The organism is Lentzea fradiae (assembly GCF_900100955.1).
GTDB lineage: Bacteria > Actinomycetota > Actinomycetes > Mycobacteriales > Pseudonocardiaceae > Lentzea > Lentzea fradiae.
Genome location: NZ_FNCC01000011.1, coordinates 203101 through 228292, shown reverse-complemented (window position 1 = coordinate 228292; position 25192 = coordinate 203101). Strand labels below are relative to the sequence as shown.

Genomic DNA, 25192 nt, shown 5'->3' with positions numbered 1-25192 from the left:
TTCGTCTCCTAGCGTTCGCTTCCATGCCGAAGCGCAACTCAAGCGTGGTGGGCCGGGAGTTCGGCAATGGCGTGCGTGACGCCATCGAGCAGAGCGGCATGACCCAGCGCAGACTCGCCCAAGTGCTGGACTGGCAGGAGGCCAAGGTCTCGGACGTGGTGCAGGGCAAGGGCGGCGTCAGCGAGCTCGACGTCGTGCGCCTGCTGTCCTACTGCCGCGCCCCGCACACCGACGTCGAGCACCTGCTGACCCTGTACCGCGAGTCGAGGGAGAAGGGCTGGCTGCTGTTCCCCGAGGACGGCGTACCCGACCAGGTGCACTCCCTGATCAGCCAGGAACGGCTCGCCAGCAAGATCACGGTGTGGTCGATGAACCTCGTCCCCGGCCACCTCCAGATCGCGGGCTACATCCGCGCCGCCGCCGAGAAGTCCGCCAAGATCAAGCCCGCCGACATCGACGCGCTGGTGCGCGCGAAGCTCGACCGCCAGGCGAGCTTCCAGCCCGGCCGCGAGTTCGTGTTCTTCGTGCACGAGCAGGCACTGCGGCTGCCGGTCGGCGGGCCGGAGGTCATGCGGGCGCAGCTGACCCACCTCCACCAGATGTCGACACGCAACTACATCACCCTCCGGGTGGTGCCGACCGCCATCGGCGCGCACGCGGGCATGTCTGGCTCGTTCACGCGGCTCACCTTCAACCAGTACGAACCGGTCGTGTTCGTCGAGAGTCAGACCGCCGGTCTCTTCTTGGAGGACAAAGACTCTCTTGCCAGTTACGCCGAAGTGCTGAAGTGGTTGGATCGAGATGCGTTGGGTGCGGAAGAATCCAGGAGGCTGATCACGGCCATGCTTGCCTGAGGGGGAGTTCTGGATGTCGACCTGGCGCAAGAGCAGCTACAGCCCTGAGGCGAGTGACTGTGTCGAGGTGAGCTGGCGAAAGAGCAGCCACAGCCCTTCCGCCAGTGACTGCGTTGAGGTGGGCTGGCAGAAGAGCAGTCACAGCGCGTCGGGCAGCGAGTGTGTCGAAGTCGGACGCAGCGTCGGCATCCGTGACAGCAAGGCTCCCGCCACCCACCTGCCGGTGTCGGAGGCGGCCTGGTCCGCCCTTCTCCAGCAGGTCAAGTCATCGCTTCCCGGCTGATCGAGGAAGTCGGCAGGACTCTGGCCGAACGCTTCCCCGAGCCTCTCCTCCACATCGTGGCGCACAGCCGCACGTTGCGTGGTCGTCGCCTGGGCAAGCCCCTCTCGGCGGCTCGGATCGAGGTGTTCGAACGAGCCAACGGGGTCAGCCTGCCGGACGGGTACAGGGACTTCCTCCTCCTGGTGGGTGATGGGGGTCTCGGACCCGGCCACGGGTTGTGCGAGCTCAGCACCTGGCGGACGGTGGAACTGCCGGGGAATGTGATGAGCATCGAGCTGCCGGAGGGGACGTTCCCGGGGCTGCGGGTCGCGTACCACGGCGGCGCGGACGTGACGGTCCTGCTGCTGACCGGTTCGTTCACGGGCCGGCTCGTGGACTTGGTGGGGGAGGTCCGGACGGAGGTCAGGCAGGAACGGGACTTCACCGAGTGGTATCTGAACTGGTTGATGGCGGAAGGCGTCAGTCTGCGGGTCACTCCACCACGACCGGAACACGTCCTCGTCGACGTCGTGCTCGGGTCGCCGGACGGTGCCGAACGAGCTCGTGCCGTGCACGAGCTGGGTGCCCTTCCGGACGTCGCGGCTGGGACCGTGGAGCTGGTCGAGCAGGCCGCGCTGCGCGATCCGTGTCCGGGTGTCCGCTTCCAAGCCGTCCAGCTGATGGGGGAGCTGGACCTCCCGGTGGTGGGGGTGTACCTGGCGGCGTTGCGGGACCCGAGCCGATCTGTCCGCCGACGTGCCCTGGTGCACCTGTTGCGGCTCGCCGGGGACACAAGCGCCTGGCAGGAGGGACTCGCGGTCGTTCGCTCGACGTCGGACGCGGCGACCGTGCACATCGCGGATGACCTCGAGGAACGTCGCGCCAGGGGCACGGTCATCCCCGAAGAGGTGCGGCAGGCGTCCTGATCCGAGCGGTCAGGGGTGCGTCCGCCGAGTTCTCCGGGTGCGCGATGCTTGCCGGAGAACATCGGAACCACCGAGGAGCACCTCATGTCGCGCGTTGCGGCCATCGACTGCGGGACCAACTCGATCCGGCTGCTGGTCGCCGACGTCACCCAGCGTGACGACGGCACCGTCTGGTTGCGGGACGTTCACCGCGAGATGCAGATCGTCCGGCTCGGTCAGGGGGTCGACGCGACGGGTCGGCTGCATCCCGACGCGATCGAGCGCACGCGCCAGGCCCTCCTCGACTACGCGCGCACGATGCAACGCAAGGGCGTCGAGCGGGCACGGATGGTGGCCACCAGCGCCACGCGGGACGCGAGCAACCGGGACGACTTCTTCGGCATGACCGAGGAGATCCTCGGGGCGCCCGCGGAGGTCATCTCGGGGGACGAGGAGGCGCGGCTGTCCTACCTCGGCGCCGTCTCCGATCTTGACCCGGACGAGGGACCCTTCCTCGTCACCGATCTGGGTGGTGGTTCGACGGAGTTCGTCCTCGGCACCGGCACGGAGGTCGAGGCGGGACGGTCGGTGGACATCGGCTGCGTCCGGTTGACGGAGCGGTTCCTGCACTCCGACCCCCCGAAAAGGGATGAGATCGAACACGCGGAAGCGTTTGCGCGACAAGCGGTCAAAGAGGCTTTCACCACCGTTCCGGTGGAGAAGGCAAAGACGTGGATCGGGGTCGCCGGAACGGTCACGACATTGTCAGCCCTGGTCCAGGGGCTGGAGGTGTACAACAGCGACGATATTCACCTCAGCCGCATCACACTTGACAATGTTCGTCACATCACCGACAGTATCCTTTCCATGACGCATGATGATCGTGCCTCGTTGGGGCCCATGCACCCCGGCCGAGTGGACGTGATCTGCGGTGGAGTGGTGGTACTGCGTGCGATTGCCGAGGAGCTCGAGAATCGCGCGGGTATTCGCACGCTCGTGTGCAGTGAGCACGACATCCTCGACGGCATCGCGTTTTCGCTGGTCTGAGTGCCAATTAAGGTCCACTTGAGCTGATCGTGACTCTTTTGTGACCGCTTTCGATGCGCGTACTCCTGGACACCCCGGTTAACGTCCTCTCACGTTTTGGGAGGTGGACGAGACCTCCCGGGGAGGTGTGCGCTCGCAATATCCTGCGAGCGGCGCCGGGGAAAGGCGGGAGAGACTGATGTCGCGATCACGGGTTGCGTGGGTGGCTTTGCCCATCACGCTGGCCATGACGCTCAGCGCGTGCGGCGGCGGTGGAGGCAGCTCCTCCGACGGCGACGGCAAGGAGAACCCGGACGGCACGGTGTCGATCTACGGCACCGAGCCGAAGAGCACGCTCTTCCCGGCCAACACGACCGAGGCGGGCGGTGGCAAGGTCACCGACGCCCTGTTCTCGCGTCTGGTCGGCTACAAGGCGGAAGACGGCGCGCCCTACAACTTGATGGCCGAGTCGATCACGTCGAGTGACGCCAAGGTCTACGACATCAAGATCAAGCAGGGCTGGAAGTTCCACGACGGCACCGAGGTCAAGGCGAAGAACTTCGTCGACGCCTGGAACTACGCCGCGTACGCGCCGAACGCCCAGCAGGCGGCGTCGTTCTTCTCCGTGATCCAGGGCTTCGAGGACGTCCACCCGTCCGACGAGAACGCCCAGCCGGCCAAGGACAAGATGTCCGGCCTCGAGGTCACCGGCGACTACGAGTTCAAGGTCACCCTCAACGGGCCGACCTCGGTCTTCACGACGATGATCGGCTACACGCCGTTCTCGCCGATGGCCGACTCGTTCTTCGCGGACCCGAAGGCGGCCGAGGCGAAGCCGATCGGCAACGGCCCGCTGAAGTTCGTCTCCCGCACGCCGAACGCGCTGATCAAGATGGAGCGCTTCGACGAGTACCAGGGCGAGGACAAGGTCCACTTCAAGACCCTGGACTACAAGATCTACTCCTCGCAGGAGACCGCCTACCAGGACCTCGTGTCCGGCAAGCTGGACTTCATGGAGGCCCTGCCCCCGTCGGCCAAGGTCGGCGAGAAGTACAAGGCGGACCTCGGCGAGCAGGTCGTGACCGCGAACCTGCTGGGTCAGAGCGCGATCGCGTTCCCGCAGTACATCGACGCGTTCAAGAACGTGAAGCTGCGCCAGGCCGTCTCGATGGCCATCAACCGGGAGCAGATCACGAAGACCGTGCTGGCCGGCTCGTACGTGCCGTCCACCAGCTTCGTCTCGCCCGGCATCAAGGGCTACCGCGCCGACACCTGTGGTGAGTACTGCAAGTACAACCCGGAGAAGGCCAAGGAGCTGCTGAAGGAGTCCGGCTTCACCGGCAAGCTCACCATCCAGTCCAACCAGGACGGTGGCCGCAAGGAGCCGCTCGAGGCCGCGTGCAACAGCATCAAGCAGGCCCTCGAGATCGAGTGCGAGTTCGTCGGCGCCACCAACTTCGGTGCGTTCCGCCAGATCGTCGACGGCAAGCAGCTGACCGGCATGAGCCGCTCCGACTGGTCGGCCGACTACCCGTCGATCGAGAACTTCCTCAACCCGCTGTACCGCACGGGTGGGTCGTCCAACGACTCGAACTACTCGAACCCCGAGGTCGACGCGCTGCTCAAGCAGGCTGACAGCACGGCCAACGAGGACGAGGCGATCAAGCTCTACCAGCAGGCCGAGGACATCATCGCCAGGGACCTGCCCTCCATGCCGACCTGGAACGAGAAGGGCATCGGCGGCCGTTCGAAGAACCTGATCGACGCCAAGATGTCGTTCAAGCGTCAGGCCGTCCTGGAGTCGATCCGGGTCAAGGGCTGATTGCCGACCACCTGAGTTCTGAACAACCGTCCGGCCCCGCGTCCCTCGAGCGTTACGGGCGCGGGGCCGGAACGGTGTTCCAGGATCCCGGGCACCCCCCACCACGCAAGGAGCCGACCTCATGGGTCGCTATGTGCTGCGCCGTCTGCTGCAGCTGATACCGGTCTTCCTGGGGACCACCTTCCTGATCTACGCCCTCGTCTGGGCGATCCCGCAGGACCCCTTCGCGGGCAAGTGCGGCCAGCGGCCGTGCGATCCGGCCTACGTGGCCGAGATGAGCGACAAGCTCAACCTGAACGACCCGTTGCTGATCCAGTACTTCAAGTACCTCGGCAACCTGGTGACCGGTGACTTCGGCACCACCTTCAACGGCGTCTCCGTCGGCGAGCAGATCGCCACCTCGTGGCCGATCACGCTCAAGATGGGCATCATCGCGCTGATCATCGAGGCCGTCATCGGCATCATCGCCGGTGTCCTCACCGGCCTGCGCAAGTCGGGCTTCCTGGACAACCTCGTCCTGGTCTCGACCCTGTTCCTGATCTCGTTGCCGGTCTTCGTCACCGGTTTCGTGCTGCGCCTCTACCTGGGTCCGCAGGGCTTCGACCTGATGGACACCTCGGTCAGCTCCGACCCGACGTTCGGCGAGCTGATCCTGCCAGGCTTCGTGCTCGGCAGCCTCTCGATGGCCTACGTGGCCCGCCTGACCAGGTCGAGCATCGTCGAGAACCGGCGCGCCGACTACGTCCGCACGGCCAACGCGAAGGGCCAGCCGCAGAGCCGCGTCGTCGGCGTCCACCTGCTGCGCAACTCGCTGATCCCGGTGATCACGTTCCTCGGCACCGACCTCGGCAGCCTCCTGGGCGGCGCGATCGTCACCGAGGGCGTCTTCAACATCAACGGCATCGGCGGCCTGATCTTCCGCGGCATCCAGGAGAAGGAAGGCGTCATGGTCACGGGCATCGTGACCCTGCTGGTGCTGGTGTACCTGTTGATGAGCCTGCTCGTCGACCTCCTGTACGCCGTACTCGACCCGAGGATTCGCTATGAGTGACCCAGGATCCGTGTCCGGTGGAGCCGGACTCGAGGCGTCCGCGGCGGCCGGTGTCGACCACGCCAGCCACCTCGACGACTCCTCGCAGAAGCAGCGCAAGCCCCGTTCGCTCTGGAGCGACGCGTGGGGCGAGCTGCGCCGCAAGCCCACGTTCATCGTCTCGCTGGTCATCATCGCGATCATCGTGCTGATGGCGATCTGGCCGACGCTCTTCACGTCGGTCGACCCGCGTCACGCCGACCTCGACAAGTCGTTGCAGTCGCCGTCCGGTGACGCCTGGTTCGGCTACGACCTCCAGGGCTACGACGTCTACGCCCGCGCCATGCACGGCGCCCGCGCGTCGCTGCTCGTCGGGTTGTTCGCGACGCTGCTGACCGTGCTCATCGGCTCGATCATCGGCATCATCGCCGGTTACGCGAAGACGTGGATCGACTCGCTGCTCTCGCGGTTCGGCGACATCTTCGCCGGCGTGCCGTTCGTGCTCGGTGCGATCGTCATCCTGACAACGCTGAACGCGCCGAACGAGAACCCCAGCGCGGTCCGGATCATCACGCAGGTGGTGCTCTCGATCGCCGTGCTGTCGTGGCCGGTGGCGATGCGCATCATGCGGTCGGCGACGCTCGTGGCGAAGCAGCAGGACTACGTGCGCGCGGCGCGCGGCCTGGGTGCCTCGCCGCTGCGGATCGTGTTCCGGCACCTGCTGCCCAACACGGTCGCGCCCGTCCTCGTCTACGCGACGATCGCCCTGGGCGCCTTCATCGGCGCCGAGGCGACGCTCGCGTTCCTCGGCATCGGCCTGCGTCCGCCGGTCGTGTCGTGGGGCGTGATGATCTCGGAGTCCCGCGACTACTTCCAGTCGGCACCGCACATGCTGCTGTTCCCCGCGGGCTTCGTCACGATCACCGTGCTGGCCTTCGTCATGCTGGGCGACGCCGTGCGCGACGCCCTCGACCCCAAGTCCCGATAGGGGAATCCTGTGACTCAGCCATTGCTGGAGGTCGAGGATCTCCACGTGGAATTCCGCACCCGCGACGGCGTCGCGAAGGTGCTCAACGGAGTCTCGTACCACGTGTCGGCCGGCGAGACCCTCGCCGTGCTGGGCGAGTCGGGCTCCGGCAAGTCCGTGACCGCGCAGACGATCATGGGCATCCTGGACATGCCGCCCGCGTTCATCACCAAGGGCACCATCAAGTTCCGCGGTGAGGACCTGCTGACCAAGTCGGCGGACGAACGCCGCGAGGTCCGCGGCGCGGGCATCGCCATGATCTTCCAGGACGCCCTGTCCGCCCTGAACCCCGTGTTCACGGTCGGGTTCCAGATCGAGGAGCAGCTGCGCGTGCGGCGCGGGATGTCCAAGGCGGACGCCCGCAAGCGCGCTATCGAGCTGCTCGACCAGGTCAAGATCCCGAACGCCAAGGGCCGCGTCTCGGACTACCCGCACCAGTTCTCCGGCGGCATGCGGCAGCGCGCGATGATCGCGATGTCGCTGGCGCTCGACCCGGAGCTGCTGATCGCGGACGAGCCCACCACCGCGCTGGACGTCACCGTGCAGGCCCAGATCATGGACCTGCTGGCGGAGATCCAGAAGGAACGCGACATGGGCATGATCCTGATCACCCACGACCTCGGCGTCGTCGCCGACGTCGCGGACCGGATCTCGGTCATGTACGCGGGCCGCATCGTCGAGCACGCCGACGTCTACGAGCTGTTCCGCGCGCCGGGGCACCCGTACACGGAGTCGCTGCTGGAGTCCCTGCCCCGGCTCGACCTGAAGGGCCAGGAGCTCAAGACGATCAAGGGCCTGCCGCCGTCGCTCACGAACATCCCGTCCGGCTGCCCGTTCCACCCGCGCTGCCCGCGGGCGTTCGACCGCTGCCCCACCGAGGTCCCGGCAGTCCACGACCTCGGCATGGGCCGCACCAGCCGGTGCCACATCGCGGAGGAGGTTGTCGCTCGTGGCTGAGCCCATCCTCGAGGTCGAGAACCTCGTCAAGCACTTCCCGGTCCGCGTCGGCGTGCTGTTCAAGCGCACCGTGGGCCACGTCAAGGCCGTCGACGGCGTCTCGTTCTCGCTCAACAAGGGCGAGACGCTGGGCGTCGTCGGCGAGTCGGGCTGCGGCAAGTCCACGCTGGCCCAGGTGCTGATGCGCCTGGAACCGCCGACGTCGGGCGTGGCGAGGTTCGAGGGCCGCGACATCTTCGGCATGAAGGGCGCGGAGCTGCGCAAGCTGCGCCGCGACATCCAGATCGTGCTGCAGGACCCGTACACGTCGCTGAACCCGCGCATGACGGTCGGCGACATCGTCGGCGAGCCCTACGAGATCCACACCGAGGTCGCGCCCAAGGGCGACCGGCAGCGCAAGGTCCAGGAGCTGCTGGAGATCGTCGGCCTCAACCCGGAGCACGTCAACCGGTACCCGCACCAGTTCTCCGGCGGTCAGCGCCAGCGCATCGGCATCGCCCGCGCGCTCGCGCTCAAGCCCAAGGTGATCGTGTGCGACGAGCCGGTGTCCGCTCTGGACGTGTCGATCCAGGCGCAGGTCATGAACCTGCTGGGCGAGCTCCAGAAGGACATGGGGCTCTCCTACCTGTTCATCGCGCACGACCTGTCGGTGGTCCGCCACCTGTCCAACCGGGTCGCGGTGATGTACCTCGGCAAGATCGTCGAGATCGGCACCGAGGACGACATCTACGAGCGCCCCATGCACCCGTACACGCAGGCCCTGCTGTCCGCCGTGCCGGTGCCGGACCCGACCCAGCGAGGCCGCCGCGACGTCATCCGCCTGACCGGCGACGTGCCGTCGCCGATCGACCCGCCCTCGGGCTGCCGGTTCCGCACGCGGTGCTGGAAGGCGCAGGACATCTGCGCGACCGAGGTGCCGGAGCTGGTGCCGCGCAACGGCGGCCACCCGGCCGCGTGCCACTTCGCCGAGGAGCGCGCGGTCGTCTGACCTGGTCGTTCTGCGTTCGGTGAGAGGGGTCGTGTCCACGGACACGGCCCCTCGTCAGTGGAACGCGCCGTGACACGGCACGATCAGAGCGGCTCCCTGGCCAGGTCGGTGATGGACACTCCGGGCCCCACCACCCGCTCACCGATCTCCACGAACCCGCGCTTGCGGTACAGCGCGAGCGCCGGCTCGTTCTTGCTGCCCGTGCTGACCGTCTGCGGCCCGTCCGGCAGCGCGTCGAGCAGCTTCGACGCCACCCCGCGCCGGAACGCCCGCGGGTGCACGACCAGGCGGCAGATGTCCACGGTGGACCCGTCGAGCTGGTAGGACACCGCGCCCACGAGACCTTCCTCGTCGTAGAGCCCGAGGAAGGTCTCACCGCACGCCCCGAGGTCTTCCAGCGACTCGCGCAGCGGCGGGATGCCGTCGAAGCCGATCAGCTCGGCCTCGACGGCGTACGCCAGCCGTTGCACCGTCCACAGCTCGTGCAGGACGGTGTCGTCGGTCAGGTCCAGGATCACGTGTTGGACGAGTTCCGCACGAAGTTCGTGAGGTCCTCGGACTGCTGGATCCGCGACTCCTCGTGCACGTACATCATGTGGCCGGCGGGGTAGTAGGCCGACTCGATGTTCGCCGTCAGCTCCTTCGGGATCTGCAGGTGCGCGAGCAGGTGCTCGGCCGCGAAGTACGGCGTCGCGCCGTCGTACCAGCCGAACGCCACGTGCACCTTGAGGTGCGGGTTCGCCCTCATCGCCGCCGACAGCTTGCCCGCCGTCGTCACGTGCCTGCCCTCGAACTCCTTGTACGACCACTGCTCGATGACCCGCGACAGCACCTCGTACGGCAGGTCGTTGGAGTAGCCCAGCTCGGCGTGCAGGTAGTGGTTCAGCGTGGCCGAGTACGGGCCGACGATCGCGTCGATCGACGGGTCGGCCGAGATGCCCTCGCGGCCGTAGTCGGTGTCCCAGCCGGTGAAGCGGGCGTCGATGCGGCCGACGGTCTTGCGGTCGCGGCGCAGCAGCTCGGTGAAGAACCGGATGTGCTCGATGCGCAGGTCGACCGCGTCCACGTACTCCTCGGTGAGACCGGTGAGCCTGGCCAGCTTCTCGATCGTGGCGGCACGCTCCACATCGGACAGGCGGTTGCCGCGCGCGAGGGCGTACGGGTAGTCGCGGACCGCGAAGTCCTCGGCCTCGGCGAGCACCTCCTTGAGCGGACGGTCGCCGTGCAGGCCGTGGTAGTGCGCGATGGCCGCGTACGTGGGCAGGAACAGCGTGTAGGCCAGGTCGTGGCCCTCGTTGAACTCCAGCGTCGCGAAGTCGAGCACCGAGGAGATCAGCATGAGCCCGTTGAGGTACATGCCGTACTTCTTCTGCAGGTGCTCGGCGAGACCGGCCGCGCGCAGCGTGCCGTAGGACTCGCCGCACAGGAACTTCGGCGACATCCACCGGCCGTTGCGCGAGGTCCACAGGCGGATGAGCTCGGCGATCGAGTCGATGTCGGGCTGGTAGCCGTGGAAGCTGCCCGGCTTCTCGCCCTCGACGGCCCGCGAGTACCCGGTGGACACCGGGTCGATGAACACGAGGTCGCTCTCGGCGAGCAGGCTCTCCTCGTTGTCCGCGATCCCGTACGGCGGGGGCGTGAGGTTGCCGACGTCGCCGCTGAGCACCCGGCGCGGCCCGAGGAGCCCCATGTGCAGCCACACGCTGGCCGAGCCGGGGCCGCCGTTGAACGCGAACGTGACGGGCCGCTTCAGCGGGTCCGCGCCGTCCAGCGTGTACGCGGTGATGAACACCTCGGCCTTGGGTTTGTGGCCCTCGAACACGCCGTCCTTGAGCACTTCCTCCCGCAGCACGACACGCCCGGTGGTCGCGGTGTAGTTCAGCTCGCGGCCCTTGACGGTGATGCTGTGCTGGGTGGTGACAAGGTCATCGGACGGAGACGAGGGCTTCTCTTCGGTCTTCTCCTCGGACATGGGAGCAACACTACGGAACTCGACGAACGGATCACGGCCTGCCGAGCGTGCCCACGCCTGGTCGCGTGGCGCGAGTCGGTCGCCGCGACCAAACGGGCGGCTTTCCAGGACTGGGACTACTGGGGCAAGCCGGTACCGGGCTTCGGCCCGATGGACGCCACGCTGCTGATCGTGGGCCTGGCCCCCGCCGCCCACGGCGGCAACCGCACGGGCCGGATGTTCACCGGCGACCCGTCCGGCGACTTCCTCTACCGCGCCCTGTACGAGCTGGGCCTCGCCTCCCAGCCGGAGGCCACGTCCCGCGATGACGGGATGGAGCTGTACGGCGTGCGCATGGCCTCGCCCGTGCGCTGCGTGCCCCCGGAGAACAAGCCGACAGCCGAGGAACGGGACCGGTGCTCGCACTGGCTGCGCGAAGAGATCTCGCTGATGCCCCACCTGCGTTCCGCGGTGGTGCTCGGCGGGTTCGGGTGGAAGGCGTTCCTGCCGTTGCTGGGGGAGGAGCGGCCGAAGTTCGGGCACGGAGTGGAGGTGTCGATGGGCGGGCTGCGGGTGTTCGGGTGCTACCACGTGTCGCCGCACAACACCTACACCGGACGGCTGACGCAGGAGATGTTGCAGGACGTGCTCCGGCGGGCCGTCGCGGTCGTCTGAAACCCGGCGTCACACGTCACCCGAACGTGACGACGAGGCGTCCGCCGAAGCGGTGTTCCGCAAATCCAAGTGTTCCGCGACACGCGGAACACTTGGATTTGCGGAACACGCCGAGCGGAACTCGTTCAGTCCGTCTTGCTCGCTGTCTGAGCGACTTCGACGGTCTAGCCAGACGGGGTCTCCCAGACCGTGACCGCGATCCGCATCTTGCCCGGCCCGTCGATCCCGACGACCTCCAACCGTCCGATGCGCCGCCCCTCGGTCACCAGACACCCCCGCGTACCGGCGCGGACGGGCAGCCGCCGCACACCGGGATTGGCGTTCAGCCGGTCCACGCACTGCGCCCGTTCCGGCGGCGCGGCACCGATCCACGGCGCGAAGGCCACACCCGCGACGGCAGTACCGCCGCAGTCGCCGGAGCACAGCCCCAGGTCGCCCAACGGCCAGCGCTGCGGCGGTGAGGAGTCCAGCGACCAGCCCGTGGTGAACGTGTCCGCGTCCAGGGTCAGCGTGCCCTCCCACCACGTTCCGGCGGCGGGCGGCTCGGAAGTGGTCGTGGTGGTGGCCTTCGTGGTCGTCGCCTCGACGGTCGTGGCTTCAGCGGTCGTGGACGTCGTGGTGGTCACGGACGTGGTGCTTACGGGCGTGCCGGGTCCGGGAGCAGAGGTGGTGCCGTCCGGCCGCAGCAGCAGCGGGACCAGCGTTGCCGCGACCGCGACCACCAGCACGGCGGCCAGCACGGTGAGCAGGCGGCGACGGCGGGACGGGACGTGCGTGGACACCGCCCGCACGATCGCGTCGAGGTCCTCGCCGGAGCGGATCCGGCGCAGCGGCAGACCGTTCTGCCTGCCCAGCTGCCTGATGTCCGCCGGAAGCTGTTCCGGGCGCGGCGGCGTGGCGCCGTCGGTGAACACCGGGACCACCCGCACGCCGTGGGCGAAGGCCGTGACCAGCTCGCGCCGGATCCAGTCGTCCGGGTCGTCGACCAACCGGCGGCCGGCGGAGTCGGTGGCGAACCAGTTCGGTCCGATCACCGCCAGCAGCACCTTCGCCGACCGCACCCCCTCCAGCAGGCTGACCACGTAGTCCTCGCCCGCCCCGATCGTCATGTTGTCGAGGAACACCCGGCGCCGCCCGAACGTGCGGGACAGGCGTTCGAACAGCAGCTGGGGCACGTGGTCGGCGTCGACCCCGCGGTAGTTGATGAAGACGTCCGTCGAGGCCACCCCCGCAAGTTAGCCAAATGATCGTTCCGGTGGGGCGGAACCGTGCGAGGCTGACCGGCATGAGGTGGTGGCGGGCCGGGGTGGCGGTGGCGGCGTTGCTGCTGGTCGTCGTCGCGGCCAGGGGCACGTCCCCGGTCACCCTGGTGAACCGCCTGGACGACCGCCCGCCGCCGGAGAACAACGCACCCGCGCCGGACCTCGCGCTCCCCGACGACCTGCCGGACGTGGTGGCCGTGCCGTTCACGGTGTTCCTGCTGGTGCTCGTCGGGCTGGTCCTGTTCGGACTGGCCGGCATCCTCCTGGCCGTCGAGGTGCCGCGGTGGCGGCGCCGCGGTGTGCGGGGCGTCGAGATCGAGGGCCACGAGGTGGCGCCGGTCCCGGTCGTGCGGCGCGTCGAGAAGGCGTTGCGGGAGTTCACGGAGCATCCGCGACGGCCGCCGCGGGACGCCGTGATCGCCGCCTGGCTCGCCCTCGAAGCCGCCGAGCCGCGCGCACCGCACCAGACGCCCACCGAGTTCACCGCGAAGCTCGGCGTGGACGCGAGCACGCTCAAGGACCTCTACCAGCGCGCCCGGTTCGGGCACGAGGACGTCACGCGCGAGCAGGCGGACGAGGCGCGACGGGAGCTGGGCCGCATCATCCGGGAGCTCGCGTGAAGACGGTGCTGGCACTGGTGATCGGCGTGGTCACCGGGGTGGTCATCTGGTGGCTCGGCGCGTCGCCGCCGTGGGCCGCGGCGCTGGCCGTGCCGCTCACGGCGTTCGCGCTGCTGGTCGGCAGGACGCCGCGGGCGACGGACGTCGTCTGGAGCGCGGAACCGACGCCGCCGGGCACCATCAGCACCGCCCAGGCCAGCACGCTCGCCGGCCGGCTGGCGGAGGCGGCCGAGGACCAGCGGCGCTACCAGGAACGGTTCCGCGCCCGGTTCGCGCGGCTCGGGATCGACGCGGACGCGCTGCCGGACCCGGAAGACCTCGCGGAACGGCTCAGGAGGGTCGAGTGAGCATCGAACTGGAGGCGAAGGCCGTCCTCGACGAGATCGGGAAGGTCGTCGTCGGGCGCACGCGGACGGTGCGGCTCGCGCTCGCGGCCGTGCTGGCGGGCGGGCACGTGCTGCTGGAGGACGTGCCGGGGCTCGGCAAGACGCTGATCGCGCGGTCGCTCGCGCAGGCGCTCAGCCTGGAGTTCCGCCGCCTGCAGTGCACGCCGGACCTGCTGCCCGCGGACGTCACCGGGTCGTTCCTCTACGACCCGGGCAACCGCGAGTTCGAGTTCCACCAGGGCCCCGTCTTCACCGGGCTGCTGCTGGCCGACGAGATCAACCGCACGCCGCCCAAGACCCAGTCCGCGCTGCTGGAGGCCATGCAGGAGCGCCAGGTCACGGTCGAGGGCCGCACGTTCGCGCTACCCAGGCCGTTCCACGTGCTGGCCACGTCCAACCCGGTCGAGTACGAGGGCACCTACCCGCTGCCCGAGGCGCAGCTCGACCGGTTCCTGGTGCGGCTCGACATCGGCTACCCGCCCGCCGAGGAGGAGGTCGAGGTCCTGCGGCGGCGGATCGCCCGGCAGCGCGAGGAGGCGGAGGTGCCGCCGGTGCTGGCGCCGGGACGGCTCGCCGAGCTGCAGGCCGAGCTGGAGCGGACCACGGTCGACGACGACCTCCTGCGGTACTGCGTGGACCTGGCCGTGGCGACGCGGCAGCACCCGTCCGTCGAGGTCGGCGCGTCGCCGCGGGGTGCCCAGGCGCTGGTGCTCGTCGCGCGTGCGCTGGCCACCTTGGACGGACGCGCGTACGTGACACCGGAGGACGTCAAGGAGTGCGCCGTCGCCACGCTGGCGCACCGGCTCGTGCTGAAGCCCGAGACGTGGACGTCCGGCGTGACCGGGGTGCAGGTCGTCACCGACCTGCTCGGCAGGGTTTCGGGACCGCCCAGCTCATGAGCAGGGCCGACAAGATCAGGGAGGCGCTGGCCCAGTCGCACGGCGCCCACTGGCACCCCACCGACGCGTACTCGCGCGCGGTCTGGCTCGGCGTCGGTCTCGTCGCCGCCGGGCTGTTCCTGCACCAAGCGGAGCTCGTGCTGTTCGGCGTGCCGCTGGTGCTGTCCGTGCTGCTCACGCACAAGCCGAAGGGCACGCCGACGGTGAGCGTCCGCCCGGTGCCGCGCGGGGCGGGCGCCGGTGTCGTGCACACCGTCGCGCACGTCGACGGTGCCGACGCCGAGATCGCGGTGGTCAAGCTGCCCGGTGGCGTGAAGGCCGTGCCCGCGCACTCACCAGATCTGCCCGTGGAGGTCCGCCGGGACGCCTGGGGACCCGGCGTCGACCTGCGGCTCGACCACCTCTTCGCCGGACCGGACGGCCTGCACGTCTACGGGCCGGTCGTCGGCGTCGAGCACGCCCGCACGATCCTGCCGCCGGTCGACCACCACCCGGCCGGTCCGCTGCCGCCACGTCCCGGCGGCCTGGTCGGCAGCCACCGGTCGCCGCGGCCGGGCGACTCGACGGAGCTGCGCGACATCAGGGCGTTCCAGCCGGGGGACCGGCTGCGCCGCATCGACTGGCGCGTCACGACCCGCACCGGCACGGTCCACGTCCGCGAACGGCACGCCGAGTCGGACGCGGAGGTCGTGCTGGCCCTCGACACGCGCGTGGACGTGAGCGCGGACGTCGCGGAGTGGTCGTCACCCCACCGCGGCGCCACGACACGTCCGGACGGCAGCCTGGACCGCGCTGTGCGGCACGCCGCGTCGATGGCCGCCGGGTACCTCCGGCAGGGCGACCGGGTCGCGTTGACGGACCTGAGCCGGCCGCAGCTCAACGTCCGGTCCGGCGTGGGGAGGCGGCAACTGATGCGCATCCGCACGCAGCTCGTCGTGTGCGTGCAGGCCGCCGGGTGGGCGTCGACCGTGGCACTGCGCAAGCTCCCGCACGGTGCCGTGGTCGTGCTGCTGTCGCCGTTCCTCGACGACCAGATCGCCGAACTGGCCGTGCAGGCGCGCAAGCACGGTCACGTGGTGCTGGCGGTCGACACGCTCCCGCTGCCGCTGCGTCCCGATCCGGAGACGCCGTGGGGCGAGGTCGCGGCGGAGCTGATCGCCGCGGAGCACCGGCTGCGGCTGCGGCGCATGGCCGAGCACGGGGTGCGGGTGACGGCCGGATGCTGATGCGGCTCGCGATCGTCCTCGCCGCCCTGCCCGTGGCGGCGGTCCTGTACCTGGAGGCCCGCTCGGTCGTGCCGCTGGTAGTCGTCGCGGCGCTCACCGCGCTGACGGCGCTGATGCCGGGAAGCGCGGGAGCGGCGTTGCTGATCGGGTACGCGGCGGTCACGACGGCGTTCGCCGACGGGCCTCCGGTGAGGCTCGGAGTGCTGTTGTTGATCCCCGCGTTACACCTCATTCACGTGACGTCCGCGCTCGCCGCGGTCGTTCCGTTGAAAACGAAGATCGAACCCGCGGCGGTGAAAGCACCGGCCCGCCGGTTCGCCATTGTCCAACTGATCTCATTCGGTGTCGCGGCGTTCGCGGCGGTCGTCCCGGGAGGTACCTCGATCGGGGTGGTCGAGGTGCTCGGACTGGGCGCTCTCACGGTCGTGATCGGCGTCGTCGCGCTGAGGATCTGAATCGGTCCTCTCAGCGGGAACACCTCAACTGCGGCTCAAGTGCCAGGTCAGCGCGGATCGTGTCCCGCATCACCTGGCGACGGTAGTCACAACGGCCCCTCCGGACGCGCGAAAAATGGGGTCGTGGTGCGACCATGTGTGTATGGCTGCTGTGAAGTCGCACCCCACTCGGATTGTCATTGTCGGCGGTGGGTACGTCGGCATGTACACGGCGCTCGGACTGCAGAAGAAACTGCGCTCCGGCGAAGCGTCCGTGACGGTAATCGACCCGCAGCCGCACATGACCTACCAGCCCTTCCTGCCAGAGGCGGCGGCCGGCTCGATCGAGCCGCGCCACGTCGTCGCTCCGCTGCGCAAGGTGCTCAAGCGCTGCCACGTCGTCACCGGCCGCGTGAACAAGATCGAGCACTCGCGCAAGATCGTGACCGCCGAGCTGTCGGACGGTCACGTCGAGGAGATCGAGTACGACGTGCTCGTCTCCGCGCTGGGTGCGATCTCCCGCACGCTCCCGATCCCCGGCCTGGCCGAGGTCGGCATCGGCATGAAGACGATCGGCGAGGCGATCTACGTCCGCAACCACGTGCTGTCGCGCCTGGACCAGGCCGCGAGCACGAACGACGCGGAACTGCGCAAGCGCCTGCTGAGCTTCGTCGTGATCGGCGGCGGCTTCGCGGGCATCGAGACTCTCGCCGAGCTCGAGGACATGACGCGGTATGCGCTCAAGTACTACGAGGGCATCAAGCCCGAGGAGATGAACTGGGTCCTGGTCGAGGCCGCCGGCCGGATCATGCCCGAGGTCTCCGCCAAGCTCGGCGCGTGGACGGTCGAGGCGCTCGAGAAGCGCGGCATCAAGATGTACCTCGACACCCGCGTGAAGTCGCTGGAGAACGGCCACGTCGTCCTCGACGACGGCACCGAGTTCGACTCCGACACGATCATCTGGACCGCCGGCATGAAGGCGAACCCGGTGCTGCGCAACACGGACCTCCCGCTCGACGAGCGCGGCCGCGTCCGGTGCACCGCCGCCATGCAGGTCCAGGGCCTCGACGGCGTGTGGGCCGCCGGTGACTGCTCCGCGGTGCCGGACCTCTCGCGCATCGAGGAGGACCCGACGGCGACGTGCGTGCCGAACGCGCAGCACGCCATCCGCCAGTCGAAGCTGCTCGCGAAGAACATCGTCGCGTCGCTGCGCGGCCAGAAGCCGAAGGACTACTTCCACAAGTACCTCGGCTCGGTGGCGGGCCTCGGCCTCTACAAGGGCGTCGCGGACGTGTTCGGCCTGCGCTTCAAGGGCGTTCCGGCGTGGTTCATGCACCGCAGCTACCACGTGATGTTCATGCCGACCGTGAACCGCAAGCTCCGCGTCCTGATGGACTGGACGCAGGCCCTGTTCTACGGCCGCGAGATCGTCGCGCTGGGCCAGATCAACGACCCGAAGTCGGACTTCGACCGCGCGGTGCAGAGCTGATCTCACTCTCTGTGCGTCACTGAGTGCCCCGGATGACACCCTCATTCGGGGCACTTTTTTGCCCTAAGGCCGAACTTGAGCCCCCGATCGGAGTAAGCTGCTGAGGCTGCCTTGACATTGCGTTACGTGTTGCCGAGACTACGGCTGGTGCATCACCTGAATGCGTGATTCGCCATGTGGGGAGAGAGGTGATCCCGATGTCTCTCGAGGAGCTGGCCGCACAGCTTCGTCGTGGTGAGATCGAGGACCCCGCGTTGGCGCAGTACGCCGCGGAGTACGCGCAGGCGGGGCAGAGTTTCCGCAGCAAGAAGGACGATTGAGCAGGTCAGCTGACGGACGGGTGCCCAGCGCCCCGTCCGAGGCTGCCAGACCGCTCCTCCTGCAGGGCCAGGACTACCTCTTCCGCTCGCCGCCCAAGTGCCTGGACTTCCAGGAGCAGGTCCACCGCCTGGGCATGGTCGACGAGGGAGACGGCAACCCCCAGCCCTGCGTCCTCGTGCTGGCCCGCGCCGCCGACATGGAGATGAACGAGCTCTCCATAGCCCTGGCCGAACGCGGCATCCGCATGGCCCGCATCGACGCGGACCGCTGCATCGACCTCCCGCTGTCCGTCTACACCGACCAGCCCCTGATCGAGCTGGACCGCTGGCTCCTGCGCCCCCTCCTGGTGTGGCGCCGCCACTTCGAGCTCTCGGCGGTCCCCGTGGAGCCGGGCACCCTCGCCGGCGCCTACGCCGTCGACCAGTGGGCCTCAGTGGCCAACTGGCTGTCGTCCCGCTCCGACTGGGCCCACGTGAACCCGTCGCGCTTCTCGACCCACCTGGACCGCCTCACCCAGCTCTCCGACGCGGCCGCGTTCGGCCTCAGCATCCCCCGCACAGCCGTGACGACCCGCCCGGGCCGCACCCGCCCCGGCGGAGGCCGCTGCATCGTCAAAACGGCCGGCAGGCACCTCCTCGAACCCCGCCCCGGCGTGCAGCACGGCCTCTTCCCCCGCCCCCTGGAAACCTCCAGGGCCTCCGACGCCCCGGAACCCGCGCCGGTGATCGTGCAGGAGTACGTCCCGTCCGACACGGAACTGCGCGTCTTCGTCGTCGGCGAGCAGTGCATCGCCTACCAGGTCGACAAACTGGACCCGGCCCAGCTCTGGGTGGACCCCGACGCCGTCCGCGTCACCCGAACCGAGGTCCCGGCGTCCCTCTCCGACCGCCTCCTGGCCCTGGCCCGCCACTGGCGCGTGCAGGTGGCAGCCTTCGACCTCCTCGTGACCGGCACGGAACACGTGTTCCTGGAGATCAACGTGAACTGCGACTGGCGCTGGTTCGAACACCGCGCGGACGACGACGCCGTCTCCACCGCCGTGCACGACTGGGTCGCCCAGCGCTTCCACGAACTGCTCGGCGCGGGGAGGTCCCGCTGATGTTCGGGTCCGTTCGACGCTTAGGCGCTTGCTCGCTCTAGTCCAATTCGCTGGGCCGCTTGGGCGAGAAACGACCATCCGCTCACACAAGCCGACGATCAAGCCCTAGGCTCACCGCGCCCCCGTAGCCCAATCGGTAGAGGCAGGTCCCTTAAAAGGATCACAGTACGGGTTCGAATCCCGTCGGGGGTACCAACTGCATCCGCACCAGGATAGTGGGTCTGACCTGGTGTTTCGGGTGTCCGGTCATGGCCTTCGGGCATGTTCTCGGTCGTGTCTCCAGCCTTCTGGAGGCGTCGCCGCAGGAGTCGGAGAGTGACCGGAAGTTGATCATGCTCATCGTTCGGGTGCACGCCGGGGCGGGTGATCATGGCTGGGTGTGTTGTGCATCACGGACCGCATGCGTTCCGGGGCGACTTCGAGATTTGTGCAACGGTCCTCGGTTGGGTGACACACAAGAGGGCTGCCGTGCGATGTTGTGATCACTGATCGCATTTGTCGTGAGGTGGTTGCCCCGTGCGTGAGCTTCTGCGTGAAGTCCTTCTGCTCCAGCGCCAGTGGAGCTCTCGGAACACCCCCGAGATGGAGCGGCGCGGCCATCTGATGCGCCGCGACGTGGCGGACTGGCTGCGGGAACGGTTGCCCGCCGTCACGCGGGAGGCGCCGGTCGGGATCGGCGACTGGGACGTGCAGGCGAAGGACGCCACCGGCGGGAAGGCCGAGATCCCCTGGGCTCGGGTGTACTCGGTCAGCCGCTCGGACTCTGCCACCAAAGGGTGGTACGTCGTCTACCTGTTCGCTGCGCGGGGTGATCGCGTCTACCTGTCGTTGATGCAGGGAGCGACGCGGTGGGAGAACACCGCGTACCCCGCTCGGCCGGTGCAGGAGCTTCATCGAAGGGCGGAGTGGGCGAGGGAACGGTTGGCTGCGCGGTTGGCGGAGCGGCCGGATCTGGTCACGAAGATCGATCTTCAGGCGCGCGGCCGGAAGTTGGGGCCCGCGTACGAGAACGGCAACGTCGTGGCCTTCGAGTACGTGTTGGAGGATCTGCCCTCCGACGAAGTGCTTGCCGACGATCTCACCTTCCTCGTCGGTGTCCTCGGCGAGCTGTACGAGATCGTGGACCACGCCCTCGACGTGCCGGGTGAAACGGCGCCCGAAGTCGTCGACGCGGAAGTCGAGGCCGAACGCACGGCCGGCAGAGAGCGACGAGGGCTCCGGTTCAGCGCGGACGAACGGCGGGCGATCGAGCGGCGTGCCGTCGACGTGGCGACGGAGCATCTCAAGAGCGAGGGCTACCGGGTCAAGGACGTCGGGGCGACGAAGTCCTACGACCTCGACGCGAAACGGGCGGAGGAACACCTGTACGTCGAGGTCAAGGGCACCACGACGACCTGGACAGAAGAGTCCGAGATCGTGCTGACGAAGAACGAGGTCGACCTCCACCTGGAGAAGTACCCGGCCAACGCGTTGATGATCGTCAGCGGCATCGTGCTCGACCGCACGGTCTCACCGCCGACGGCTTCGGGCGGCGAGCTGCGGGTGATCCGTCCGTGGCAGGTCAACGTGCCCGCCCTGACGCCGATCTCGTACCGGTACCTCGTCGGGGAGTGATCACCAGGTCGGGCGGGCGGTCACCCCGCCGTCCACCACCAGGTCGTGCCCGGTGATCCACCGGGCCAGATCGCTGGCCAAGAACACGCAAGCGTCCCCAACGTCCTCAGCGGTGCCCAGCCGCCCCAACGGCGCCGCGGCCTGCCACCGAGCCACCCCCTCCGGCCACCCGGCCTCGATGCCGGGACGCGCGATCAAGCCGGGCGACACCGTGTTGACGCGGATGCCACGCGAGCCGTACTCCAAAGCAGCCGCACGTGCATGCATGATCAGCGCCGCTTTGGAAGCCGCGTAATGGGCATGACCCGGCGCGGGATGGGTCCCCTCGATCGACGCGATGTGGATGATCGAGCCACCCGCGGGCAAATGAGAGACGGCAGCCTGCGTGACAGCGAACGGCCCCGTCAGGTTGGTGTCCACAACGGACCGCCACTGCTCAAGACCCAAGGACGGCAACGGTTCCACCGGCTGAACCCCAGCGTTGTTCACGACAGCGTCCAGGCGGCCGTGAACCGAAACCGCTTCCGAAACAACCCGAGAAGCGTCGGTGCGCAGGTCACCGTCCACGCGCCCGCGGTGGCGGACGACAAACGCGCCCGCGGCTTCGAAACGGGTGGCGATGCCCGCCCCGATGGTGCCGCCAGCGCCGGTGACCAGGACCACCCGGCCGTTGAGATCGATCACGAGACGATGCCTTCCAGTCGGTCCACGAGCCAGTCGACGATCTCGCCTCGGCCCGCGACGAACCCGTTGGAGCCGATCTCGGTGTACGTGCCGCCGGACTCGCGGACCAGCACGGCGCCTGCGGCCACGTCCCACGGGTGCACGCCCAGGTTCGTCACGGCGTCCGCTCTGCCCGCTGCCACCCAGGCCAGGGCCAGGGCGGTCGAGTAGACGCGGCGGACGTCCGCGATGACGAGCAGGTCGGTCAGCAGGTCCATCTCGCCGGTGTACGGGCTGCCGGGCAGGGGGATGTCGGTCAGCACCAACGGGCGCGGGCTCGCGCCGGGTGGGATGGTCAGGCCGGTCGAGCGGACCTGGAAGGGCACGCCGGAGGCCGCGGTGAAGAGCTCGTCGCGGAACGGGTCGAGGACGCAGCCCGCGACCAGGGTGTCGTCGATGGCGGCGGCTACCGAGATGCACGAGAGGGGGAGACCGCGGACGAAGTTGCGGGTTCCGTCGATCGGGTCGACGTACCAGGTGATGTGGGCGGAGGAGCTGCCCAGTTCCTCGCCCACGACGGCGGAGCCGGGGGCGCCTGTGGTCAGGGCGGCTCGCAGGAACCGCTCCAGTTCCAGGTCCGCGCTGCTGACCTGGTCGAACGTGCCCTTCAGCTCGACGTCGACGCTGACCTCGCGCAGCAGTTTCGCAGCGTCCACGCAGGACTGTTCGGCCAGCACCAGCAGATCTTCGGGAGTCACCAGGACATCGTGCTACAGCTCGACGATCGTGCCGTCCAACGGCACTTCGACACCCGCCGTGCGGAGTGTCACTGCTTCGGGTGATGACGGGTCCAGCACCGGGTTGGTGTTGTTGAGGTGTGTGTAGAGGCGGCGGACGGACGGGAAGCGGCGGAGCAGGGGCAGGCTGCCGGTGATCGGGAGGTGGCCCATCGCGGCCTGGCCGGACGGGCTGCCGGTGGCCGAGCCCATCTCGGACGCCGCGTGGAAGGTGCCGTCCAGGAGGAGGCAGTCGGCGCCGGCCACGACCTCGTCGAAGCCGTCCGGCCACGAGGCCAGGCAGGGGGCGTAGACGAGCACGCCGCCGGTGGTCTCGTCGGTGAAGCGGTAGGCGACCACCCACGGGCCGTCCACTGTGGAGGCACGGGCGTACTTCGGGCGCTTGTCGCTGATCGGGATCGCGGTGACGTGGAGGCCGTCCAAGGAGAAGGACGGGTCGTCGCGCCACGTCAGCGGGGCGTAGCCGTCGATCACCGTGCGCAGGTCGAACTGGTCTCGCAGCGCGTGCAGCACGGCGGCGGGGGCCCGCACGGTGAGGCCGGTGCCGCCGCGCAACGTCAGGAGGCCGAGGGTGTGGTCGAGCTCGGCGTCGGTGAACAGCACGCCGCGGATCGGGGTGTCGCGGGGGCCGGGGCCGGGCGCGAGGAGGGGGCACGCCGCGATCTGGGTGCGGAGGTCGGGGGAGGCGTTGACCAGCCACCAGTCGGTGCCGTTGCCGGTGATCGCCAGGCAGTCCTGCGACCGGGAGGGCAGCTCGCCGGAACGGGCCCGCGCGCACAGGGCGCAGGCGCAGTTCCACTGCGGGAAGCCGCCACCGGCCGCGGTGCCGAGCAGGACGGCCTTCACGACATCTTCCGCATCGTGATCGTGGTGGCCGCGGGCGCGGACAGGATCAGGTCCACTGTGGAGCGGTCGGGCGACAGGGAGCAGACGGGGTCGGTGGCGGCGGCGTCGCCGGTGAGCTGGAACGCCTGGCAGCGGCAGCCGCCGAAGTCGACCTCCTTGCGCGAGCACGAGCGGCACGGGTCCTTCATCCACTCGAAGCCCCGGAACGCGCCGAACGACGGGGAGGAGTGCCAGATGTCGTGCAACGACGAGTCACGCACGTTCTCGATCTCCAGCGTCGAGATCACGGTGGCGGCGGGGCAGGGGAGGACGTCGCCGTTGGGCGCGACGGTGAGCTGGCGGGCGCCCCACCCGTACATGCACGGCTTCGGGTGGGCCTCGTGGTAGTCGGCGATGACGTAGACGATCTCCATGCGGCCTCGCAGGCGTTCCTGGGCGGCGGTGACGACCGGGGCGGCGGCGGCGAGCTGGGTGCTGGTCGGGAGCAGTGCCGCCCGGTTGCGCAGGGCCCAGCCGTAGTACTGGGTGTTGGCGAGCTCCAGGCGGTCGGCGCCCATCTCCTCGGCCGCCGCGATGATCCCGGCGACGTTGTCGAGGTTCTGGCGGTGCAGCACGGTGTTCACGGTCAGCGGCAGGCCCAGGTCGCGGATGAACCCGGCGGCTTCCACCTTGCGGTCGAACGCCTTGATCCCCGCGATCCGGTCGTTGCCGGCACGGGTGGCGTCCTGCAACGAGAGCTGCACGTGGTCCACGCCGCGTGAGGCCAGGTCTTGCAGGCGGTCGCGTGACAGCCCGACGCCGGACGTGACCAGGTTGACGTAGCAGCCGAGGCTCGACGCGTGCGTCACGAGTGCGGGGAGGTCGTTGCGCAGCAACGGTTCGCCGCCGGAGAGGTGGATCTGCAACACGCCCAGCGCCCGTGCCTCGTCGAACACGCGCAGCCAGTCCTCGGTCGGCAGCTCGGCCTCGCGGCGCACCAGCTCGACGGGGTTCGAGCAGTAGCCGCACTGCAACGGGCACCGGTGCGTCAGCTCGGCGAGCAGGCCGAACGGGGCCTCAGCCATCGACGTCCACCACCCTCCGCTCGGCCAGGCGGGCGACGAGCGCCGCCACGTCGTCCGGTTCGACGCCGTCGTACTCGGCGGACAGAGCCGCGGCGATGTCGCCGACCGATCGGACCCCGTCGCACAACGACACGACGGAGGCCGCGGTCTCGTTCAGCACCAGCACGCCCTCGGGGAACAGCACGACGTGTGCGGAACGGACCTGGTCGTAGGTGCATTTCACGCCGCGCCGCAGACGTGGAACGGCACCGGTCATGACTTGCCCGCGTAGTAGTCGACGGTGTCGAGCAAGGCGCGCAGCACGTCGCACTTGAACGACAGCGCGGCGATGGCCTCCAGCTGTTGTTCCCGCGTCACGGAATGCTCGACCACGATGTCCACAGTGGCCTGTCCTTCGCCGGAGACGGCCTGGATGCGGTGGGTGAAGTACGCGAAGCCCTCTTCGGCGATCCACGGGTACTGCTCCCGCAACGCCGCCAGACGCTTGCGCATCAACGCACCCGAGAACATCTCGGTCAGCCCGGACGCGACCGCGACGACCCACGGCCGGGTGCGCGCGAAGTTCACGTAGGCGTCGACCGCGAACCGGACTCCCGGCAGCACGTGGCGTTCGTCCAGCACCTCCTCGCGGGACAGCCCGACGGCCTCGGCGAGGCGGATCCAGTTCTCGGCGCCGCCCTCGCCGGGCCGGGTGCCGTCGTGCCAGACGATCCGGTCGCGCCACTGCCTGCGGACGTCCGGCAGCGGGCAGTTGGAGAGGATCGCGGCGTCCTTCTGCGCGATGCACCGCTGGTAGTACCAGCGGTTCGCGGCCCACAGCCGCAGCTCGTCCTTGCACAGCTCACCGGCGTGCATGCGCAGGTGGAACGGGTGGCTGTCCCAGTAACGGGGTGCGAGTGCGCGCAGCTCGCCGACGAACTCCTCGGGGGCGACGGCCGTCATCAGCTCGGATCTCCTGCTTCGAGGGGAGGGGGA

The 25192-nt window shown here is 69.0% G+C and carries 28 protein-coding genes and 1 tRNA gene; 20 read left to right on the top strand and 9 right to left on the bottom strand.

What is annotated here, in order from left to right; all coding sequences use genetic code 11:
• Positions 1-23 precede the first annotated feature (23 nt).
• The 9 genes from BLT23_RS26630 (at position 24) to BLT23_RS26590 (ending at position 8871) form a co-directional block, all read left to right on the top strand.
• A complete protein-coding gene (locus BLT23_RS26630; RefSeq protein ID WP_090053529.1) occupies positions 24-854 on the top strand; it encodes a helix-turn-helix domain-containing protein in 831 nt (276 codons plus the stop codon).
• Positions 855-867: 13 nt separating this feature from the next.
• A complete protein-coding gene (locus tag BLT23_RS26625; protein ID WP_090053859.1) occupies positions 868-1137 on the top strand; it encodes a DUF397 domain-containing protein in 270 nt (89 codons plus the stop codon).
• Positions 1138-1193: 56 nt separating this feature from the next.
• On the top strand, positions 1194-2042 hold the full coding sequence (locus BLT23_RS26620; protein ID WP_090053526.1) for a HEAT repeat domain-containing protein: 849 nt from the start codon (positions 1194-1196) through the stop codon (positions 2040-2042).
• An 84-nt stretch (positions 2043-2126) separates the two neighbouring features.
• Positions 2127-3068 (top strand): Ppx/GppA phosphatase family protein, encoded by a 942-nt coding sequence (locus BLT23_RS26615; RefSeq protein ID WP_090053523.1) that lies wholly within the window; start codon positions 2127-2129, stop codon positions 3066-3068.
• Positions 3069-3246: 178 nt separating this feature from the next.
• Positions 3247-4869 (top strand): peptide ABC transporter substrate-binding protein, encoded by a 1623-nt coding sequence (locus BLT23_RS26610; protein WP_090053520.1) that lies wholly within the window; start codon positions 3247-3249, stop codon positions 4867-4869.
• A 121-nt stretch (positions 4870-4990) separates the two neighbouring features.
• Positions 4991-5920: an ABC transporter permease gene (locus tag BLT23_RS26605; protein WP_090053518.1), complete on the top strand. Its 930-nt coding sequence runs from the start codon at positions 4991-4993 to the stop codon at positions 5918-5920.
• Positions 5913-6887: an ABC transporter permease gene (locus BLT23_RS26600; RefSeq protein ID WP_090053515.1), complete on the top strand. Its 975-nt coding sequence runs from the start codon at positions 5913-5915 to the stop codon at positions 6885-6887. The genes BLT23_RS26605 and BLT23_RS26600 overlap by 8 nt, the downstream gene beginning before the upstream one ends.
• A 9-nt stretch (positions 6888-6896) precedes the next feature.
• The gene (locus BLT23_RS26595) at positions 6897-7883 is read left to right on the top strand and encodes an ABC transporter ATP-binding protein (protein ID WP_090053513.1); all 987 of its coding nucleotides are present in this window, start codon (positions 6897-6899) and stop codon (positions 7881-7883) included.
• Entirely contained in the window at positions 7876-8871 is a 996-nt protein-coding gene (locus BLT23_RS26590; RefSeq protein ID WP_090053510.1) for an ABC transporter ATP-binding protein, read from the top strand. The genes BLT23_RS26595 and BLT23_RS26590 overlap by 8 nt, the downstream gene beginning before the upstream one ends.
• A gap of 83 nt (positions 8872-8954) precedes the next feature.
• On the opposite strand, the gene BLT23_RS26585 is transcribed toward BLT23_RS26590, so the two are convergent.
• Together BLT23_RS26585 and BLT23_RS26580 are read right to left on the bottom strand one after the other, a co-directional pair.
• Positions 8955-9389 (bottom strand): GNAT family N-acetyltransferase, encoded by a 435-nt coding sequence (locus tag BLT23_RS26585; RefSeq protein ID WP_090053507.1) that lies wholly within the window; start codon positions 9387-9389, stop codon positions 8955-8957.
• Positions 9386-10843, bottom strand: coding sequence for a S10 family peptidase (locus tag BLT23_RS26580; protein WP_090053505.1), 1458 nt, complete (start codon positions 10841-10843; stop codon positions 9386-9388). Before BLT23_RS26580 ends, BLT23_RS26585 begins: the two co-directional genes overlap by 4 nt.
• A gap of 30 nt (positions 10844-10873) precedes the next feature.
• On the opposite strand from BLT23_RS26580, the gene BLT23_RS26575 reads away from it, so the two are divergent.
• On the top strand, positions 10874-11497 hold the full coding sequence (locus tag BLT23_RS26575; RefSeq protein WP_245744224.1) for a uracil-DNA glycosylase: 624 nt from the start codon (positions 10874-10876) through the stop codon (positions 11495-11497).
• A gap of 164 nt (positions 11498-11661) precedes the next feature.
• On the opposite strand, the gene BLT23_RS26570 is transcribed toward BLT23_RS26575, so the two are convergent.
• Positions 11662-12723, bottom strand: a complete 1062-nt coding sequence (locus tag BLT23_RS26570) for a toll/interleukin-1 receptor domain-containing protein (RefSeq protein WP_090053503.1) — start codon at positions 12721-12723, stop codon at positions 11662-11664.
• 59 nt (positions 12724-12782) lie between these two features.
• Here BLT23_RS26570 and BLT23_RS26565 point away from each other — a divergent pair, with 59 nt between their 5' ends.
• The 10 genes from BLT23_RS26565 (at position 12783) to BLT23_RS26525 (ending at position 20847) form a co-directional block, all read left to right on the top strand.
• Complete coding sequence (locus BLT23_RS26565) at positions 12783-13379, top strand: DUF4129 domain-containing protein (protein ID WP_143036051.1); 597 nt, start codon at positions 12783-12785, stop codon at positions 13377-13379.
• Entirely contained in the window at positions 13376-13726 is a 351-nt protein-coding gene (locus BLT23_RS26560; protein WP_090053497.1) for a hypothetical protein, read from the top strand. The genes BLT23_RS26565 and BLT23_RS26560 overlap by 4 nt, the downstream gene beginning before the upstream one ends.
• The gene (locus BLT23_RS26555) at positions 13723-14664 is read left to right on the top strand and encodes an AAA family ATPase (RefSeq protein WP_090053494.1); all 942 of its coding nucleotides are present in this window, start codon (positions 13723-13725) and stop codon (positions 14662-14664) included. The genes BLT23_RS26560 and BLT23_RS26555 overlap by 4 nt, the downstream gene beginning before the upstream one ends.
• The gene (locus BLT23_RS26550; RefSeq protein ID WP_090053491.1) at positions 14661-15890 is read left to right on the top strand and encodes a DUF58 domain-containing protein; all 1230 of its coding nucleotides are present in this window, start codon (positions 14661-14663) and stop codon (positions 15888-15890) included. Before BLT23_RS26555 ends, BLT23_RS26550 begins: the two co-directional genes overlap by 4 nt.
• Positions 15884-16345, top strand: a complete 462-nt coding sequence (locus BLT23_RS26545; RefSeq protein ID WP_090053488.1) for a hypothetical protein — start codon at positions 15884-15886, stop codon at positions 16343-16345. The genes BLT23_RS26550 and BLT23_RS26545 overlap by 7 nt, the downstream gene beginning before the upstream one ends.
• Positions 16346-16487: 142 nt before the next feature.
• Positions 16488-17813: an NAD(P)/FAD-dependent oxidoreductase gene (locus tag BLT23_RS26540; RefSeq protein WP_090053486.1), complete on the top strand. Its 1326-nt coding sequence runs from the start codon at positions 16488-16490 to the stop codon at positions 17811-17813.
• Positions 17814-18010: 197 nt separating this feature from the next.
• Positions 18011-18133 carry a hypothetical protein gene (locus tag BLT23_RS42105; RefSeq protein WP_269083663.1) on the top strand — a complete coding sequence of 41 codons (123 nt, stop codon included), beginning with the start codon at positions 18011-18013 and terminating at the stop codon, positions 18131-18133.
• Positions 18130-19233, top strand: coding sequence for an ATP-grasp domain-containing protein (locus BLT23_RS26535; protein WP_245744183.1), 1104 nt, complete (start codon positions 18130-18132; stop codon positions 19231-19233). The genes BLT23_RS42105 and BLT23_RS26535 overlap by 4 nt, the downstream gene beginning before the upstream one ends.
• 118 nt (positions 19234-19351) lie before the next feature.
• A tRNA-Leu gene (locus BLT23_RS26530) sits at positions 19352-19428 on the top strand.
• A 321-nt stretch (positions 19429-19749) separates the two neighbouring features.
• Positions 19750-20847, top strand: coding sequence for an MrcB family domain-containing protein (locus BLT23_RS26525; protein ID WP_143036050.1), 1098 nt, complete (start codon positions 19750-19752; stop codon positions 20845-20847).
• On the opposite strand, the gene BLT23_RS26520 is transcribed toward BLT23_RS26525, so the two are convergent.
• From BLT23_RS26520 to pqqC, 6 genes are read right to left on the bottom strand one after another with little or no spacing between them, the layout of a single operon-like run.
• Complete coding sequence (locus BLT23_RS26520; RefSeq protein ID WP_090053480.1) at positions 20848-21531, bottom strand: SDR family NAD(P)-dependent oxidoreductase; 684 nt, start codon at positions 21529-21531, stop codon at positions 20848-20850.
• Positions 21528-22268, bottom strand: a complete 741-nt coding sequence (locus BLT23_RS26515) for an inositol monophosphatase family protein (protein ID WP_218133896.1) — start codon at positions 22266-22268, stop codon at positions 21528-21530. Before BLT23_RS26515 ends, BLT23_RS26520 begins: the two co-directional genes overlap by 4 nt.
• A 12-nt stretch (positions 22269-22280) precedes the next feature.
• Positions 22281-23153, bottom strand: coding sequence for a pyrroloquinoline quinone biosynthesis protein PqqB (gene pqqB / locus BLT23_RS26510; RefSeq protein WP_090053476.1), 873 nt, complete (start codon positions 23151-23153; stop codon positions 22281-22283).
• Positions 23150-24217, bottom strand: a complete 1068-nt coding sequence (gene pqqE, locus BLT23_RS26505) for a pyrroloquinoline quinone biosynthesis protein PqqE (protein ID WP_090053474.1) — start codon at positions 24215-24217, stop codon at positions 23150-23152. The genes pqqB and pqqE overlap by 4 nt, the downstream gene beginning before the upstream one ends.
• Entirely contained in the window at positions 24210-24473 is a 264-nt protein-coding gene (gene pqqD / locus BLT23_RS26500; protein ID WP_090053472.1) for a pyrroloquinoline quinone biosynthesis peptide chaperone PqqD, read from the bottom strand. The genes pqqE and pqqD overlap by 8 nt, the downstream gene beginning before the upstream one ends.
• The gene (gene pqqC, locus BLT23_RS26495) at positions 24470-25159 is read right to left on the bottom strand and encodes a pyrroloquinoline-quinone synthase PqqC (RefSeq protein WP_090053469.1); all 690 of its coding nucleotides are present in this window, start codon (positions 25157-25159) and stop codon (positions 24470-24472) included. Before pqqC ends, pqqD begins: the two co-directional genes overlap by 4 nt.
• Between the last annotated feature and the right edge of the window lie 33 nt (positions 25160-25192).